The 16,560-nt window shown below is 42.3% G+C and carries 13 protein-coding genes, 1 tRNA gene, 1 pseudogene and 1 other annotated feature; of the genes and pseudogenes, 4 read left to right on the forward strand and 11 right to left on the reverse strand.

Annotated features, from left to right (window positions below; all coding sequences use genetic code 11):
• A pseudogene (locus NSA57_RS14765) lies at positions 1–761 on the reverse strand (Mu transposase domain-containing protein); the annotation flags it as partial.
• Positions 762–954: 193 nt separating this feature from the next.
• Here NSA57_RS14765 and NSA57_RS14770 point away from each other — a divergent pair.
• Both NSA57_RS14770 and NSA57_RS14775 read left to right on the forward strand, forming a co-directional pair.
• A complete protein-coding gene (locus tag NSA57_RS14770; RefSeq protein ID WP_257465248.1) occupies positions 955–1,461 on the forward strand; it encodes a hypothetical protein in 507 nt (168 codons plus the stop codon).
• Positions 1,439–2,143 (forward strand): TraX family protein, encoded by a 705-nt coding sequence (locus NSA57_RS14775; protein ID WP_257465249.1) that lies wholly within the window; start codon positions 1,439–1,441, stop codon positions 2,141–2,143. The genes NSA57_RS14770 and NSA57_RS14775 overlap by 23 nt, the downstream gene beginning before the upstream one ends.
• Before the next feature lie 362 nt (positions 2,144–2,505).
• Here NSA57_RS14775 and NSA57_RS14780 read toward each other — a convergent pair whose 3' ends face one another.
• Entirely contained in the window at positions 2,506–4,161 is a 1,656-nt protein-coding gene (locus NSA57_RS14780) for a 2-isopropylmalate synthase (protein ID WP_257465250.1), read from the reverse strand.
• A 310-nt stretch (positions 4,162–4,471) separates the two neighbouring features.
• Positions 4,472–4,743 (reverse strand) — a binding site (T-box leader).
• A 115-nt stretch (positions 4,744–4,858) separates the two neighbouring features.
• Here NSA57_RS14780 and NSA57_RS14785 point away from each other — a divergent pair.
• Positions 4,859–4,932, forward strand: a tRNA-Pro gene (locus NSA57_RS14785).
• Between the two features lie 249 nt (positions 4,933–5,181).
• Here NSA57_RS14785 and NSA57_RS14790 read toward each other — a convergent pair.
• The 7 genes from NSA57_RS14790 to leuC all read right to left on the reverse strand — a co-directional run bounded on the left by NSA57_RS14790 (position 5,182) and on the right by leuC (position 13,776).
• Positions 5,182–8,340, reverse strand: coding sequence for a SpaA isopeptide-forming pilin-related protein (locus NSA57_RS14790; protein ID WP_257465251.1), 3,159 nt, complete (start codon positions 8,338–8,340; stop codon positions 5,182–5,184).
• Positions 8,337–9,527, reverse strand: coding sequence for a SipW-dependent-type signal peptide-containing protein (locus tag NSA57_RS14795; protein WP_257465252.1), 1,191 nt, complete (start codon positions 9,525–9,527; stop codon positions 8,337–8,339). Before NSA57_RS14795 ends, NSA57_RS14790 begins: the two co-directional genes overlap by 4 nt.
• Positions 9,528–9,543: 16 nt before the next feature.
• A complete protein-coding gene (locus NSA57_RS14800) occupies positions 9,544–10,098 on the reverse strand; it encodes a SipW-dependent-type signal peptide-containing protein (protein ID WP_257465253.1) in 555 nt (184 codons plus the stop codon).
• 33 nt (positions 10,099–10,131) lie between these two features.
• Entirely contained in the window at positions 10,132–10,782 is a 651-nt protein-coding gene (locus NSA57_RS14805) for a TasA family protein (RefSeq protein WP_022066683.1), read from the reverse strand.
• The gene (locus NSA57_RS14810) at positions 10,760–11,257 is read right to left on the reverse strand and encodes a signal peptidase I (RefSeq protein ID WP_147599550.1); all 498 of its coding nucleotides are present in this window, start codon (positions 11,255–11,257) and stop codon (positions 10,760–10,762) included. Before NSA57_RS14810 ends, NSA57_RS14805 begins: the two co-directional genes overlap by 23 nt.
• Before the next feature lie 743 nt (positions 11,258–12,000).
• Positions 12,001–12,495, reverse strand: coding sequence for a 3-isopropylmalate dehydratase small subunit (leuD, locus tag NSA57_RS14815; RefSeq protein ID WP_022066685.1), 495 nt, complete (start codon positions 12,493–12,495; stop codon positions 12,001–12,003).
• A 12-nt stretch (positions 12,496–12,507) separates the two neighbouring features.
• Positions 12,508–13,776, reverse strand: a complete 1,269-nt coding sequence (gene leuC, locus NSA57_RS14820) for a 3-isopropylmalate dehydratase large subunit (RefSeq protein WP_022066686.1) — start codon at positions 13,774–13,776, stop codon at positions 12,508–12,510.
• A 154-nt stretch (positions 13,777–13,930) separates the two neighbouring features.
• Between leuC and NSA57_RS14825 the strand changes: the two genes are divergently transcribed.
• Positions 13,931–14,809 carry a LysR family transcriptional regulator gene (locus NSA57_RS14825; protein WP_257465254.1) on the forward strand — a complete coding sequence of 293 codons (879 nt, stop codon included), beginning with the start codon at positions 13,931–13,933 and terminating at the stop codon, positions 14,807–14,809.
• 45 nt (positions 14,810–14,854) lie between these two features.
• Here the strand turns inward: NSA57_RS14825 and ilvC are convergent, their stop codons facing one another.
• Together ilvC and ilvN are read right to left on the reverse strand one after the other, a co-directional pair.
• A complete protein-coding gene (gene ilvC / locus NSA57_RS14830) occupies positions 14,855–15,874 on the reverse strand; it encodes a ketol-acid reductoisomerase (protein WP_022066688.1) in 1,020 nt (339 codons plus the stop codon).
• A 79-nt stretch (positions 15,875–15,953) separates the two neighbouring features.
• Positions 15,954–16,451: an acetolactate synthase small subunit gene (gene ilvN / locus NSA57_RS14835; protein WP_022066689.1), complete on the reverse strand. Its 498-nt coding sequence runs from the start codon at positions 16,449–16,451 to the stop codon at positions 15,954–15,956.
• Positions 16,452–16,560: the final 109 nt, after the last annotated feature.

Genomic DNA, 16,560 nt, shown 5'->3' on the forward strand with positions numbered 1-16,560 from the left:
TTCGGCTTTCTAGCGGGTGGTGGAAGAACTATAGTTTCATAGAAATCTTCCAGATCTGCAAATGTAGACTGCAGGATAAGTTCATCCTTTGTGTGCTTGGTTACAGCAGTTCGCAGGTTATCGGGCACAAAGTATTTCGTAACAGCACCATAAAATGAAACAGCATGGGCACAGCCTTCTATAAAACATGGGAGCTTCTCATTTGGAAAAGCTTCTGCATAGATCAGGCTGCTGACTCCAAGCGTGGTCGCAAAGATATGGACTTTTTTGATCTCGCCCGTTTCGGTATCTGTTAACAGTTCCGGCTGATCACCGACCCAGTCGATATACATCTTTTCACCCGGGATTCGGTTTACGGCCATTGATACCTTCTGGCCACCATAGTTTTCTGCTATGAATCGGTTGAAGTATTCGTAAAACTGTGACTTCTCATAACCATCAGGATTCTTTTCTTTATAATCCAGCCAACAGAACGAAATGTTCATGCGGCTCCCTGGTGCATGGATTCTGTCATAGTAATACTGGAAATCTGGAAGTGGGACATCTTTCCTCTGTAGATTTTTCTGCGGATAGAAAAGGTTCTCCACTTTCTTAGGTGCCATCATTCGGAGTTCCTCGATTGGGATTCCGTTGGCATGGTATCGGCTCATGATCAGATTTAATGTACCTGAGCCAATCTTGTAACGGTCCATAACGGACCTGGTCTGGCATCCATTCAAACGCATCTGGATGGAGCCGATAATCGTGTTGTAGTCTTGCATAGTTATGCCTCCTTTCGCAATCATTTGATGACTACGAAAGAACTATAACACGTTGAAAACTTATTGATCAGCTGAAGCGGAAACGCGTTCAGTTACATCCGGAAAGACTGATCAGCTCTTAGCGGAATGCGTGGTCAGATGAGCCGGAATTTGCAATATGATGTGAGTTGTGAAATGAAAGGAGCTTAATTTTATGAATCAGTTAAATTTAAAAAAATCAACACATTTATTATCAGTTGTCTGCACCATTATTGTTGCAATTACAATGATAGCAAATATTGGCGCCATACTTCTTTTAAGTGGAACATTATTAAGTCAGATTATTAGTCCGGAATACTTGGTAACACAGATGATACAAGCAGACATGGGGTTGAGTTTTAGTGAATGGATTATATTATTAATTTGTTTCATCATAAAATGCAGCTGCATGTTTTGTATGGTTAGATACTCAAAAAAACTATTTAGTTGCATTTCAAAAGCTGAATCGCCTTTTACTAGCAACACAACAAAATGCATTGAAAAAATCTCTATTTTTGCATTTTTATCTGTGATATGTCCGATATATCCATATTATCACCTCAGTGTATTGTTATTTATAGAAGGAATCCTTGTAGCTTTGGTTTTGCGAAGTATTGCTCTGATATTCCATTATGGATGTGAACTCCAACAAGAATTCTATGGGCGTCCCTCATTGGATTGATTTATTTGGGCGCCCTGTATTTCCGTTATTCCTGTTTCTTGCCGCAGATAGTTTTTACTATACCCACAGCAAAAAGGGATATATTAAAAGACTGTTGTTTGCAAGTTGGGGTATGACGATTTTAACCTTTATTGTGCAACGGCTCGTTCCTAACGATACGATTATGCTGGCGAACAATGCGTTCAGCACATTTTTTGTCGTAGCAATATATATGCTAAGCTGGGACTATATAAAAGCAGGTATAAGGAAAAAGAATAAGAAAGATATTGGAAAAGCTGCTTTGTTTATGCTTTTACCAATCCTGTTTATGCTGCCGATGGTTCTCATGAGCTATCTCATTTCATCTGGGTCTACATCCGGTGGATTACTCCAAACATTGGCATTTATTTCTATGCTGCTTCCGAATCCCGTTTCTGTTGAAGGCGGCTTACTGTATGTTTTGATGGGGATTCTGCTTTATATTTTTAGGAAAAACCGTCGTATCCAAATTGCTGTTGTTATTGTAGTTGGGGCTATTGCGTATTTTAGATTTGGAGGTGTACAATGGGCTATCTTGTTAGCTCTGATTCCTATGGTTCTGTATAATGGGCAGAAAGGAAAAGGATTTAAAAATTTTTTCTATATTTTCTATCCAACCCATATTATTGCCTTGTATCTATTAGCAACACTTTTAATGAAATGATAATTATATTCGTCTGATCGGATATAAACCTTATACAACTAAATACCCGCTACTTACCAGAACGGCGAAAAACTGTTCTGTGAATACGACCAGCAAGTGAAGCACTACCCGGAAAAGCGTGGTATCTGCCACAATGAAATCCTGCTTTGTGTGCAAAAACGGCAGTTCTGTCACTGAACTGCCGCTTACATAATTACATAACATACATATACAGATTAAAATTTTCGTTTAACCCTTACAGCATACACTCTGCAGGAGCCGGAAATCCTATATCTCCCCGTACAGGGCCAGACAGCTGAAAATTTATATTTTTTTCAGACCATCCTCTCTTATGATCATTGATCTATGATCCCTGAGTATTTCTATCGGTTGTTAATAGCTGTCACAAGCGCGTCAACAGAGGCATGGATAATATCCGAGTTTACACCGGCGCCCCAGGAAAGACTGCCGTCCGGCTTCTGGATACCCACATATGCAATAGCCTTGGAACTGGAGCTCTGCTCCAGCGCATGCTCCTGATAGGTTACAAGATTAAACTTAAGTTCATATGCCTTTTTCAGAGCATTGCTGACTGCGTTAAGACGTCCGTTTCCGGCAGCTTCTGTGGTAGTTGTTTTTCCGTTAAAGCTGGATGTTACCTGAGCAACAAAGCCTCCGTCTTTCTGCCGGAAATGAACCTCATCCACACGATATGGCTCCACCACATTTTCAAAGGTCTTTTTAAACAGGCTGAAAATTTCTTCCGGATGCAGCTCTTTATGACTGTGGTCAGAAACAGCCTTGGCAGCATACCCCATTGCCTCCCGCATTTTTGCCGGAAGATTCAGACCATACTGTGTTTCCAGAATATAACCTACGCCGCCTTTTCCGGACTGGCTGTTAATACGGATCACATCTGCATCATAATTTCTTCCCACATCTGTAGGATCAATAGGAAGATAAGGAACTGTCCAGTGACCCGGATCTTTTTCCTCTCTCCAGTGCATTCCCTTGGCAATAGCATCCTGGTGTGATCCGGAAAAAGCAGCAAACACAAGCGCTCCGCTGTAGGGGCTTCTTTCATCTACCTTCATGCCCGTACATTTTTCATAAACCTCACAGATGCCCGGCATATCTGAAAAATCAAGCCCCGGATCGACTCCCTGAGAATACATATTCATTGCAAGAGTTACAATATCCACATTTCCGGTACGCTCTCCGTTTCCAAAAAGAGTTCCCTCCACTCTGTCTGCACCTGCCAGAAGTCCCATCTCTGCGTCAGCCACACCGCAGCCTCTGTCATTATGAGGATGCTGAGAAAGAATCACATGTTCCCGATACTTCATATGAGTGCTCATGTATTCAATCTGGCTTGCGTACACATGAGGCATGGAAAGCTGAACAGTTACCGGAAGATTGATAATGCATTTATTTTCCGCTGTTGGTTTCCATACGTCCAGCACCGCATTGCAGACTTCAAGAGCATATTCCGGCTCTGTTCCTGTAAAGCTTTCCGGACTGTACTCAAACTGGAAATTGCCTTCCGTCTCCTCTGCCAGTTCTTTTAAAAGCTGTGCACCTTCTACGGCAATACGGATAATTTCTTCTTTTGACTTTTTAAATACCTGCTCTCTCTGTGCTACAGAAGTGGAATTGTACACATGGATGATCGCTTTTGGAGCGCCTTTGACCGCCTCAAAGGTTTTTCTGATAATGTGTTCTCTTGCCTGAGTCAGAACCTGGATAGTTACATCCTCCGGGATCAGGTCCTGCTCGATCAAAGTTCTGAGGAATGTATATTCCGTCTCAGAAGCGGCCGGAAAACCAACCTCAATTTCTTTAAAGCCAATTTTTACAAGAAGCTTGAAAAACTCTATTTTCTGCTCCAGGCTCATGGGAATCACAAGGGCCTGATTTCCGTCGCGAAGATCCACGCTGCACCAGGACGGAGCTTTTTCTACATATTCTTTTTGCGCCCACTTTGTACACTTTTCAGGCGGCATATGATACTGCCTCTGATATTTTTTTACATTTTCCATTCTTTTTCCCTCCATTTTCGTATCATGCGTTTTCAATGTGAGATTTCTCTTTATAAAAAGAACAAAAGCATAGCGAAAAACCATTTTCACAGACTGTTCCATTCATATTTTCCAGATATTTCTGCCAGTATGCAGAACAGTACCTTTTTACAGAAAAAATATATAATAGATTTCTCTGCAAAAGAACAGAACAGACAAGACAGCTTCGAACTCTTTCCATCCTCCTGGAGCATTTTTATATACCAGAAAAATCAATACAGAATATGCTGCTTTTCCGGTATACAAAAAAATCTCCCATCTCTACATTTCTGTAAGAGACGAAAGATTATACTTCCGCGGTACCACTCTTCTTTATGAACAGTTTCATACACTCACAGGATACGGAATCTTCCTCTTGCATCTGTCTGCTGAAAATCCTTATATCCCTTCCATATAACGGTGGATTCCGTCTGCGCCTACTAACCACTGGCTTTGGGGCAGATACTCCAAGGTGAGTTCCATGATTCCCTTCTACTGTCTTCCACCAGCCGACAGCTCTCTGTGCTCCAGTTTTCATGTACTATTCCTTATCAACGCATTTACGTATTAAATTGTTTCGATGGATATAGACTAACACACATGATACAATTCTGTCAAGAAATTTTTTCTTCAAAAAATTGTTGCAAAACTATACACACTTTGATATAATAATCATCACCGGGGTATGGCGTAGCTTGGTAGCGCGCGCGGCTGGGGGCCGCGAGGTCGCAGGTTCAAATCCTGTTGCCCCGATTTATATTTAAGAATGAAAGATTTCCGAGATTTCGGAAATCTTTTTTGTTTATCAGGAAACAGGAAAGTAGTACATTTTATACAAGTCTTTCCAGTAAATAAAAACACTCCGCGAATATGCAAGCAGATGCAGAAAAACGAAAAAGCAGCTCCCGGTTCTTTGTCTGGTTTTCGTCTTTTCCTTTCTGCAGGACAGGACATCGGAACAGTACCTCAGCCCCGCCCTTCTGTATGAGAGTAAAAATTATTTTAGCTTTGTGATTTTATAACGGGAAGTGTATTCTCTGCCAGACTGTTATGAGAATATCCGTCATAGCGTTTTTTCCGATTATAAAAGGTTATAGAAGCTTTCTGATGATCTTGATCAAGGCTGACAGTTCCATATGCAATATCTACCGGAACCACCCCATATGCAGGTTCCCTGCCCTTTATAATCTCCACGTTGGAGGTGTTTGCCTGAGCTTTTTTCAGATAGTAACGGAGCACCGGCTTTTCATATACCTGATAAGTTCCCAGGGGAATATTGGAAACTGTCACCTCCAAAAGCGCATAACCATTTCCGTCCACCTGATATGCATCCTGCATAAAAACAACAGAATCTTCATATTTCCGTTTATTTCCGCGAATATCCGTGCCCTCGATCACAAAAGAAAACGTAGGATTTCCATGCGCCCAGGTAATTTCTGATTCAAGGATCTTTTTAATAATTGTGATCTGTCCTGTGGGAAGCTGAACAGGTTCATTTTCCGCCTCCAGTTCCAGGATCTGCCCGTCTTCTGTCAGATGGATTTCCTTTTCCCATTTTCCCTGATACCCCTGTGGAACTCTGGTTTCCTTTATCATAAATTTCCCCTGATTTTCATCCGTAAGTTCCAGCTCAGAACATGTGTAACACTGTTCTTTTTCCTCATAGCTAAAAAGAACTGCTTTTTCTTCATAGCTTCCTGCTACTTCATTCCATGCATAAGCCTGAAATTCCGCACCTTTCAGCTTCTCTCCTGTAATGGCATCCTTTTTTCTGATATGCACAGTTCCGTACTTTTTGGGGATTGGATCATTTTTCACAGAGAACTGCAGTTGTACGTCCTGTTTCATCAGATCAATTTCCTGACTCCATTCTCCCTGATACCCCTGCGGGTTCTTTGTTTCCTCTATTCGAAATTTTCCCTGATTACTGTCTGTGAGCTTCAGGATCTGACTTTTATAAATCTCCCTCTGCTCATCGTATATCAGTGCTGTTCCCTCTTTTTGATACTCCTTTTGTTCCTCATTCCACTCATAAATAACAAATTCCGCACCTTTCAGCAAACCTCCTGTCTCAGAATCCAGCTTACGGATTTCCACCATGTGTTCTTTAAGAGGAGCATTGGTTACACGATAAGTAAATGTTTTATCAGTTCCCGGTTCTGTAAGTATCAGTTCCTGGCTCCAGCTTCCTGTGTATCCCGGAGGATTTTTTGTCTCCTCTACTTTAAACTTTCCCTGATTTATTTCCGTATACACAAAAACATCTGAAATATATTTTTTCTGTTCTTTATCGTACTTCAAAAGTTTTCCGTTTTCATAGTTTCCTGAATTTTTATTCCAGGTAAACAAAGTAAATTCTGCTCCCTCAAGAAAAATTCCTGTTCCGCCAGCAACCTTTTCAACAGATACTTTTCCCTTCATATCCGGATCATCTTTTACCTCCAGTGTAACGCGTTTCCCGGAAGAAACAGTACAGGATGAAGCAGAAACTGTGATCAGATAGCCGGGAGCCGCCGTTCTTTCTTTCACATAGTACTTTCCCGGAACAAGGCTGTCAAAAAGAATCTCTCCTTTCTCATTTGTAGTTCCCTCTGCAACCTTTTCATCCTTTGCGTAAATGCGTATGCCTCCACTGTACAGATCCTGTCCTGCATATAGAGAATATACTGCACCAGCAACCGGCTGGCCTGTCAGAGAACTTGTTTTTTGGAGAAGAATACTTCCGGAAGGCTGAAACGAAAGATTTAATTTAAGAATCCCCCTGTCTCCCTGGTATACGCAGGCTCCAAAATCCTGAATATCCTGTCCAGTCTGAACAGAACCATCTACAATAATATATTTTACAGGTCTCAGTGTCATTTTCCAGGAAAACTGTTTCGTACCTTTTGAATTTTCCGGAAATACCAGTTTAAAACAGTATCCGTTTTTCATCTTTACACTTTTTCCCTTTGCCAAACGATTAGGGCTATCCGGTTTTTCTTTTGCCGCGCTTTCACTGGTCCAGTAAGCAAGCTGCCACGCATCGTTAGTTCCTCTGGAGATTGTCAGTCCGTTTCCGGCTTTTCCTGTATCTATTACTGTACACAAAGGTGAAATCTGAAATCCGTTTTTAAATGTTGACTCCAGCCACCCAAATCCGGAGGACGGTTTGATCCGATACAGGGTCATACCAATATTCAGAGGATTGGCTGTAACGGTATTGCCGCTGGTATTGACTGATTTAAGTTTTACTGCACTTCGGCTGGGAATGGTGAGACTTTTCAGTTTGTCAATAAAACGAAGCAGCCCCACATGCTTGATCTGAGCTTCCGTCGCTCCATTTACATCATTGGCATATACTTTGGAAAGCGCCTGGTGAGTAAATACATATCTGTTCTGCCATTTTGACCAGTTCACATGGGAACAGCTCGGATTATAACTGTCGCAGATATCTCCCGGTCCTCCATATCCAAAATAAAGAATCTTTCTCAGAGTCGAATTGGAAAAAAATTTTACTGCGTCCGGCTTCAGATCCACGTTTCCGTCAATTCCCATTTTAGACGCCTTCATACAATAAAGAGGCGATCTTGTTACCGCTCCATCTGAATCTACATACTCTATATAACGCAGTCGGGCATGAATAGGAGAATTTGCAGTCCACACTTCATCACAGTTTACAATTGTCGAAGTGGAAATAAGTCTGTACCTGTCCGGAGCAAGCAGAACTGACGCATCCTCTTCTGACATCAGCTCTGTTTCACCAATATCTGTAAGAGAGGCAGGGGCAAATCCTACAATCTCTCCTTCTTCAATTTCCCTGATCAGCTGTTCATCTTCCGGTGTATCTCCAAAAAGACTGTCTGCATTATCCGGAGTAAGAATGGTTCCTGTAAATTCTTCCGTAATCTCTTCCGGCTCTGCATGTGGCTTTTCCCCATCGAAATCTTCCGGATTTTCTGGCGCTTCTTCCGAAGACGCGTCTCCCTGCATCTCTTCTTCAGTATCTTCCTCAACCTTGATTTCAGGTTCTTCCTCTAATTCCAGCCCTTCAAACTCCCCTTCTTCATTTTGTTCCTGTTCCATTGTCCCATTGTGTTCTTCTTCCGGAATACACAGGCTCCCTGCCGGCGAAGACAGTCCCATCACTGCTGCCAGCAAAAAACTGACTACTGTTTTTTTCATTTCCTCCGCCCTCCTTTCCTGCAGATAAACACTGTCAGGATCACAGCTCCGGAACTTAAAAGAATCATGAATACTGCCTCCGGTTGTGAGAAATCTCCTGTTTTTACAGAGGAGACTTTTTGCGCTTTTTTATGACCTGAAGCTTCACTTTTTCCTGAACCAGTTTTCTTTTCAGAATTTTCATTTACCGTAAATATCCACCGCACTTCTGCATCCCTCAATGCGTAGGAATTATCCCATTCTGAAGGTATTGAAAGGGAAAACCTCAGTTTTCCTTTTTCATCAGGAGAAAATTTCCCAAGGGAGTGATTTTTACTAAGTCCGGGAGAATCCAGAGTTCCCTCGTACAGTCTCGTATCATCCATATCTACTGTAAGTTTTACTCCCTTCAAAAGCTCTGTCTGGCTTTTGTTCTGTCCTTCCACTGCTGTACGGAATAATATTTCCGCTTCCTGATCCGTTGTATTGGAAACTGTGACTGTATCCTGAAATTTATCTCCCGGCATGGCAGTTCCCATATTCACAAAAAAGTCACCCGGAACAGACAAAAGTTTATGAGCCTGTCCGTTAAACTCCACTGACAATTTTGTTTTTTTCTTTCTGCATACAGTTGTACCATTCTCTTCATGAACACAAAGCTGTATCTCCTGATTTCCCCATGGCGACATTGCTTTAAAATCCGGATTAAAATTTGCCGCCTGGATTGCCTCTGCCTGAACGGTAATTCCAAGCTGCTGCCCGGTATGCTCCTCCGTCCATGTTTCCGGAACTGTTACCTCTTTAAAAAGATCTGTACTGTCCTTCCGTTTCAGAATACTTGTATAGTAATAATACTCACCTCTCTGCACCCACTTTTTTGACATTCCGGATATATTTTTGTCACTGAATCCCTCCATATTCTCCCTGTCATTTTTGTAAGTGATCCGTGCCCGCACCCAGCAGGGGCTTGCATAATTGGTGATTCTGGGAATTTTGGATATAACATCTCCCGGAACTACTGCCTTGGTTCCTGCAAAAGATACCTCTGTACTTCCTTTTTTTTCATATTCCTTCAGTCCGATATTAATGTCTCCTGTGGAAATATGATTTTTCACCTTTAAAGTATCTGAAAAATATCCATAAGTACCGGTTCCTCCCAGAAAAGCAGCCGCTGTTAAAACCGCCGCTGCTTTAATCAGCTTTTTCATCTGCACCACCTTCCTTTCAGACCGGAGAGCCATAATATTCCCAGGCCTTTTCATAGTCAGAAAATCCGGCAGACTGAACAGACTCCTCGTATACCTGTATTTTAAATTCAGGCAAAAGATCCAGATAAGTATCATCCAGCCTGGAAGAGTCTATAGATACTCCTGTAAACAAAGGAGCAGTGGTCTCTCCCTCTTTTAAAATATGGCGATAATAATAATACCCGTCATCTCTATGCACCCAGTTATCCGTATCCAGATTCTTCAGAACCACTGCCTTTCCGATATCATTATTGGAATATCCCAGCGAAATCCGTACAAAACAGTCTACATTAAAGCCCTCTTCCCCTGACGCTGTATTAGATACCCATACCTTTTTCTTATATTCCGGATTTTTATCAATGGGAGTGGGTGTTATATTGGGAAACTCTTCCTCTATATCTGTTGTATTATGTCCTGCTGCCACTGTATTCTCAGCTTTGTCAAAAGACGTCAGATATGCTGCAGTTCCCCCGATTCCCAACGCTGCTGCCAGTATCAGTGTCACCCCTGTAATCTTTTTTCTTCCGGTCATTTCTCACATCTGGCCTCCTTTTTGTCATAACGGTCATGTTGTCACCTGACCTTCCTGCTCTTTATTCTGATTTACATATTTTTTATAGGCTTCTTTTGCCTGTTCCGGAATACTGTCTTTATCTCCTCCTGTATAGGAGCTCTGAATGGCATAGGCTCTTACAGGAATACTGATCTGCTGTGTGTCCAGCTGTCCTTCAATAATATTCAGGAATTTCACCATGTCAAACAACGGCTCCGTGGTCTGCTCCGGTTTCAATATTTTATCGTATGCATATACATAAACAGCTGCCGTTTCTTTTTTCTTTTTGTCGATCAGGGACCAGTTTTCCTTTGCTGTAAAGGTAAACAGTTCCTGCATTTTTTTATTCAGCCGGTTGCCCTCCTCATCCGCTGCCATCACATCTGCCATAGGAACTGTTACTTCCATATACACAAATGCATCATTGACTCCCGTGTTTTGGATTTGAGGATCCTTTTCTATTTCTTTTCCCGGTTCGATCTTCGTATGTTCTTCCTGTTTCCATCCCGGCTCTTCCAGTTCAATTTCTACTTTTCCTACTGTAAACTGATTATCAGCTTTGTCATAATCTGTCAGATACGCAGAAACACCCCCAAGAACAGCCAGACACAAAGCACCTGTTAAAAATATCGCTTTACTTTTATTTCTTACTGATTTTTTCATATTTTCTGTCTGTGCAGAACTGCCTGCACACTCCTTTCCATTGCATTCCAAGAAAAAACAATTCCTGTATGAGCATAAGACTGATAAGACCAAATACGGGTTTGCTCTTCAAAAATGCTGCCACATATCCCAAAACCGGAATAAAAAATACCACAGTTCCAACAATCTGTTCCTGCATAACAGGAGCCGCATCCTCACCTTCATTGGCATCGCCTCTGGTAATATAAGCAGAATCCCTCTTATCAGTAACCCTGTGTGTGACCAGCATATCATCCATACGATACGTAATAATATCTCCGATCCCCGGCATGGTCTTTTTTGTGTCTGTAAAAATAATTCCACCGGTTTTCAGCGCCGGTTCCATGGAACCGGATAATACTACGTTCACAGAAAATCTTTTAAAAGCAGCAAGAATCAAAAATACTCCGGCAATAGCTGCAAGCAGGATTCTTCCCGCATACTCTCTCTTTTTCATATGCTCATCCTTTCCTGTCTGATCAAATAAAAACAGCTCCGCTTTCTTTTGGCGGAGCTCTACCCCGCAGATATTTTTTCATAGATCACGCCCGCTTTCTCCTTCTTTAAAAGAGGTTTGATGAAATGAAATGTTCTGAATTGAAATTTAAGAATAAAAAAGAATTGAATGACACCTGACGATAAACAGATCATATGCTCTGCTCTGAAGATCCCCTGTAAGGAGAAGGCGGCGTATTCTTTTATATAAGACCAAGGAAATATATTTTCCTTAACCTTCGCAATAAATAAAACTGCTGTACGGGAAGAACAAAGGCGTCCCGTTCTGTGTATATCCAAATAATCCGTTTATGGAATTTCCCCGATATTCCTTCAGAAGAAGGTGGTGCAGGAAGAAGCTCCTGCTTGTTAAGATGATTTTATTCTAGTCCTGCCAATACAAAAAGTCAACGAAATTCGTTCGCCAAATTACGCCTGTAAATTATGACATTTTTCTTATTTTGTTCTGTCTGTAAAAACCACATGTTTTTTTAATTGAAATGCCTGTAAAAATGTGTCCGATTCTTTTGTATTTGCCTGTGTGTACCCATAAAAAGCCTGATCATTTTTGTGTGCATATGCCAGGCTTCATTGTGCCATATTCAGTCTTTCTCCGTTTACAGAAAACAAAGGATATAGATAAAAGTGATAAAGCCAAAAAATCAGCTTCCGAAACCTGTCCCGGATCCGGAAGCTGATATATGTTTATTTTTCGGTTTTTGCATTAATATAATTGATCAAACCGCCTGCCTGAATGATATTCTGCATAAATTCAGGAAATGCCTGACCCTGGAACTCTGTTCCTCTGGTACGGTTATAAATAACGCCTGAGTCAAAGTCCACTTCAACCTGATCGCCATCCTCAATCCCTCTGCTGGCCTCAGGACATTCAATAATAGGAAGCCCGATATTAATGGCATTACGGTAAAAAATCCTCGCAAAAGTCTCTGCGATCACACAGCTGACTCCTGCCGCCTTAATGGCAATGGGTGCGTGTTCCCTGGAAGAACCGCAGCCAAAGTTTTTGTCCGCTACAATAATGTCTCCCCTGTTTACCTTATTTACAAATTCCTTATCTATATCCTCCATACAATGTGTTGCCAGTTCTGCCGGATCTGAGGAATTCAGATAGCGTGCAGGAATGATCACATCTGTATCTACATTATCTCCATATTTAAAAACTCTGCCTTTTGCCTGCATTCTTCTTCCTCCTTATAATCCCAGTTCTTCCGGCGCTGCAATTTTTCCCATGACTGCGCTTGCAGCAGCCACAGCCGGACTTGCCAGATAAATTTCAGACTCCACATGACCCATACGTCCTACAAAATTTCGGTTTGTAGTAGAAATGCATCTTTCTCCTGCTGCCAGAATACCCATGTATCCTCCAAGACAGGGACCGCAGGTCGGAGTGCTGACCACTGCACCTGCCTCAATAAAGATCTTCAGAAGTCCCTCTTCCATTGCCTGAAGATAAACAGACTGTGTTGCCGGAATGATAATGCAGCGCACGCCCTTTTTCACTTTGCGTCCTTTAAGAATCTCTGCTGCTGTTCTGAGATCCTCGATCCTTCCATTGGTACATGATCCGATCACAGCCTGGTCGATCACGATCTCCTGGCTGATCTCATTCATTGTTTTTGTATTTTCCGGAAGATGCGGAAAGGCAACCGTAGGTTCCAGCTTACTGAGATCAATGGTATACTCTGCCTCATACACGGCATCCTCATCCGCCTCATACACTTTATAAGATCTCATGGAATGTTCTTTCATATAAGCTTCCGTCTGGTCATCCACAGGGAAGATACCGTTTTTTCCACCTGCCTCAATTGCCATGTTTGCAATGGTAAAACGGTCATCCATGCTGAGATTCTTAATTCCGTCTCCTGTAAACTCCATGGACTTATATAAAGCTCCGTCCACGCCGATCATTCCGATAATATGCAGGATCACATCTTTTCCGCTGACCCACTTTTTCGGTTTTCCTGTCAGATTGAATCGAATGGCTGACGGAACCTTAAACCAGGCTTTGCCTGTGACCATTCCTGCTGCCATATCCGTACTTCCCACACCTGTGGAAAATGCCCCGAGAGCTCCGTAGGTACAGGTATGGGAATCTGCGCCTATAATCACATCACCAGCTACTGTCAGCCCTTTTTCCGGAAGAAGCGCATGTTCAATTCCCATTTCTCCTACGTCAAAATAATTGCTGATCTCATGCCTGCAGGCAAACTCTCTTACACATTTACAGTGCTCTGCTGATTTAATATCCTTGTTTGGGATAAAATGATCCATAACAAGGGCGATTTTATCTTTGTGGAACACGGTATCCGCTTTCATTTTATCCATTTCATGAATCGCCACCGGAGATGTGATATCATTTCCAAGAACCAGATCCAGTTCCGCCTCTATCAGCTGTCCGGCCTCCACATGATCCAGCCCTGCATGGGCAGCCAGAATCTTCTGTGTCATTGTCATTCCCATAATCTATGTCCTCCCTGTAAATTCATACAGCCGTTTTATAAAAACTGCAGATAATTTTCTTTTTATGATGTTATTTTATCACAGGCTCTGATATAATACTAATACATATTATTCATACTTATTATGTTTTACAGTTATATTAAGGAGGCTAATTATGCAGGAAAATTTATCCCTTTATCATATTTTCTATGTTACAGGAAAAACAGGCAGTATTTCCAGAGCCGCAAAAGAACTGTACATCAGCCAGCCCGCTGTAAGCCGTGCTGTACAGAAGCTTGAACACAACCTTAACACCTTGCTTTTTAAAAGAAACTCCAGAGGAGTTGCCCTTACCCCTGACGGAAAAATTCTTTTTGAAAAAATACAGGCAGCCTTTGAGCTTGTCGATGAAGGAGAACGTGCCATCCTTCATAACGGTTCCAGAAACGTTCCGCAGCTCCGTATCGGAACCAGTACCACGCTCTGCCGATATGTTCTTCTTCCCCGGCTGAAGCCCTATATCCTGTCTCATCCCCAGGTGCGGATCAGCATTTCCTGCCAGTCCACTTATCAGACTCTGGAACTTCTTGATGAAGAAAAAATTGACATAGGGCTGATTGGCAGACCCCATAATCTTCAGGGATATTATTTCCGCCCGGTTATGACAGTCAGCGATACCTTCGTTTCTACCACACAGTATTTAAAAAACCTGCAGGAACTCTATCCTGGGGAGCCTCTTTTTCACAATGCAGTATTTATGATGCTTGACGAAGAAAATATTTCCCGTCAGACCATAAATGCAAGAATGAGGGAGCACCATATGGAACCGGCCCATATTCTGGAGGTTTCCACTATGGATCTTCTGATACAGTTTGCGGAAACAGGACTGGGAATTGCAGGCGTTGTCCGTCAGTTTGTGGAACCGGAGCTGAAAAACGGCGTTCTTTGCGAGATCCCTCTGGATTTTGATTTTCCGGATCGGGAAATCGGATTTGTGTGCAAAAAAAAAGACAGAGGACTTCCCCTGCTCCAATACTTTTTCCCGGATATTTAAAAAGGACAGGAAACTTCTCGTTTCCTGTCCACTGATGTACTGATTTTAGTTGTTGATCAGCTTGTCTTCGCCGTTCCAGCTGTACAGCTTACGGATCTCTTCACCGACTTTTTCAGATTCATGCTCTGCAGCAAGCTTTCTCATTGCCTTAAAGTGAACCTGACCGCCTGCTGAAGACATATCCAGAAGGAAATCTTTTGCAAAAGTGCCGTCCTGGATGTCCGCAAGGATCTTCTTCATAGCCTTCTTGGTATCTTCTGTGATGATCTTCGGTCCTGTAATATAATCGCCGTATTCTGCAGTGTTGGAAATAGAATATCTCATTCCTGCAAATCCGGACTGATAGATCAGGTCAACGATCAGCTTCATTTCATGGATACACTCAAAGTATGCGTTTCTCGGATCATAACCTGCCTCGCAGAGAGTTTCAAAGCCTGCCTGCATCAGCGCGCATACACCGCCGCAGAGAACTGCCTGCTCGCCAAAAAGGTCTGTTTCTGTTTCTGTACGGAAAGTTGTTTCCAGAACACCGGCTCTTGCTCCGCCGATTCCGAGAGCATAGGCAAGCGCCATATCAAGAGCTTTTCCTGTGGCATCCTGCTGAACAGCTACCAGACACGGAACACCCTTGCCGGCCTGATACTCGCTTCTTACCGTATGACCCGGTCCTTTTGGAGCGATCATCGTAACGTCTACATTCTTCGGAGGCACAATACATCCATAATGGATATTGAATCCATGAGCAAACATCAGCATATTGCCTTCCTCAAGATTCGGCTCAATATCGTTTTTGTAAAGAGCAGCCTGCTTCTCATCGTTGATGAGGATCATAATAATATCTGCCTGTTTTGCTGCCTCTGCCGCTGTATATACTTCAAATCCCTGCTCCTCAGCCTTTTTCCAGGATCTGCTGCCTTCATACAGACCAATGATAACATGGCATCCTGACTCCTTTAAATTCAGCGCATGAGCATGTCCCTGGCTTCCGTAACCGATAATCGCAATCGTCTTACCATCCAGTAAACTTAAATTACAGTCTTCCTGATAAAAAATCCTGTTTGCCATTTTTATTTCCTCCTAAGTTTTTATAAATTTTTTCATAATATATCGTCAAGGGATTCCCCTCAGCAATCCGGCTGAAAAATCAGAAAAATCTTACATCTGCCGCTCCTCTGGAAAGTCCTGTGATCCCTGTTCTGGCAAGTTCCAGAATCTCATAGTCTTCCAGAAGATCCACGAACGCCCCCAGCTTACTTTTACTTCCGGTAAGCTCGATCACAAGGGAATCTTTTCCCACATCGATCACATTGGCGCGAAAAATATTGGCAATAGATATAATTCCTTCTCTCTGCTCCGGTTTCGCTGCAACCTTTACCAGAACCAGCTCTCTGCTGACACTGTTATCCGGCTCCAGTACCTTGATATCTCTTACATCTACCAGCTTTGCAAGCTGTTTTGTAATCTGCTCCAAAATCAGCGCATCTCCACTGCATACAACTGTCATTCTGGAAAAACGCTCATCTGCCGTAACACCAACGGAAAGACTGTCAATGTTATAACCTCTCCGGCTGAAAAGTCCTGAAATACGACTGAGCACACCTGCGGTATTATCTACTAACAGGGACAAAATTCTCTTTTGCATAACACACCTGCTTTCACCACTTTAGTCCTGTAAACCTTTACTTCATAAAAACTCTGCATGGATATCATTATAACAAGATTCAATCATTTGTCAATGTAAAAATGTATGT

This window comes from Blautia caecimuris, assembly GCF_024622975.1.
GTDB lineage: Bacteria > Bacillota > Clostridia > Lachnospirales > Lachnospiraceae > Blautia_A > Blautia_A caecimuris.

Coding starts and splice junctions, on each gene's coding strand:
- NSA57_RS14770 (WP_257465248.1), top strand. CDS start 955: ATGAATCAGTTAAATTTAAAAAAATCAACACATTTATTATCAGTTGTC.
- NSA57_RS14775 (WP_257465249.1), top strand. CDS start 1,439: ATGGGCGTCCCTCATTGGATTGATTTATTTGGGCGCCCTGTATTTCCG.
- NSA57_RS14780 (WP_257465250.1), bottom strand. CDS start 4,161: ATGGAAAATGTAAAAAAATATCAGAGGCAGTATCATATGCCGCCTGAA.
- NSA57_RS14790 (WP_257465251.1), bottom strand. CDS start 8,340: ATGAAAAAAACAGTAGTCAGTTTTTTGCTGGCAGCAGTGATGGGACTG.
- NSA57_RS14795 (WP_257465252.1), bottom strand. CDS start 9,527: ATGAAAAAGCTGATTAAAGCAGCGGCGGTTTTAACAGCGGCTGCTTTT.
- NSA57_RS14800 (WP_257465253.1), bottom strand. CDS start 10,098: ATGACCGGAAGAAAAAAGATTACAGGGGTGACACTGATACTGGCAGCA.
- NSA57_RS14805 (WP_022066683.1), bottom strand. CDS start 10,782: ATGAAAAAATCAGTAAGAAATAAAAGTAAAGCGATATTTTTAACAGGT.
- NSA57_RS14810 (WP_147599550.1), bottom strand. CDS start 11,257: ATGAAAAAGAGAGAGTATGCGGGAAGAATCCTGCTTGCAGCTATTGCC.
- leuD (WP_022066685.1), bottom strand. CDS start 12,495: ATGCAGGCAAAAGGCAGAGTTTTTAAATATGGAGATAATGTAGATACA.
- leuC (WP_022066686.1), bottom strand. CDS start 13,776: ATGGGAATGACAATGACACAGAAGATTCTGGCTGCCCATGCAGGGCTG.
- NSA57_RS14825 (WP_257465254.1), top strand. CDS start 13,931: ATGCAGGAAAATTTATCCCTTTATCATATTTTCTATGTTACAGGAAAA.
- ilvC (WP_022066688.1), bottom strand. CDS start 15,874: ATGGCAAACAGGATTTTTTATCAGGAAGACTGTAATTTAAGTTTACTG.
- ilvN (WP_022066689.1), bottom strand. CDS start 16,451: ATGCAAAAGAGAATTTTGTCCCTGTTAGTAGATAATACCGCAGGTGTG.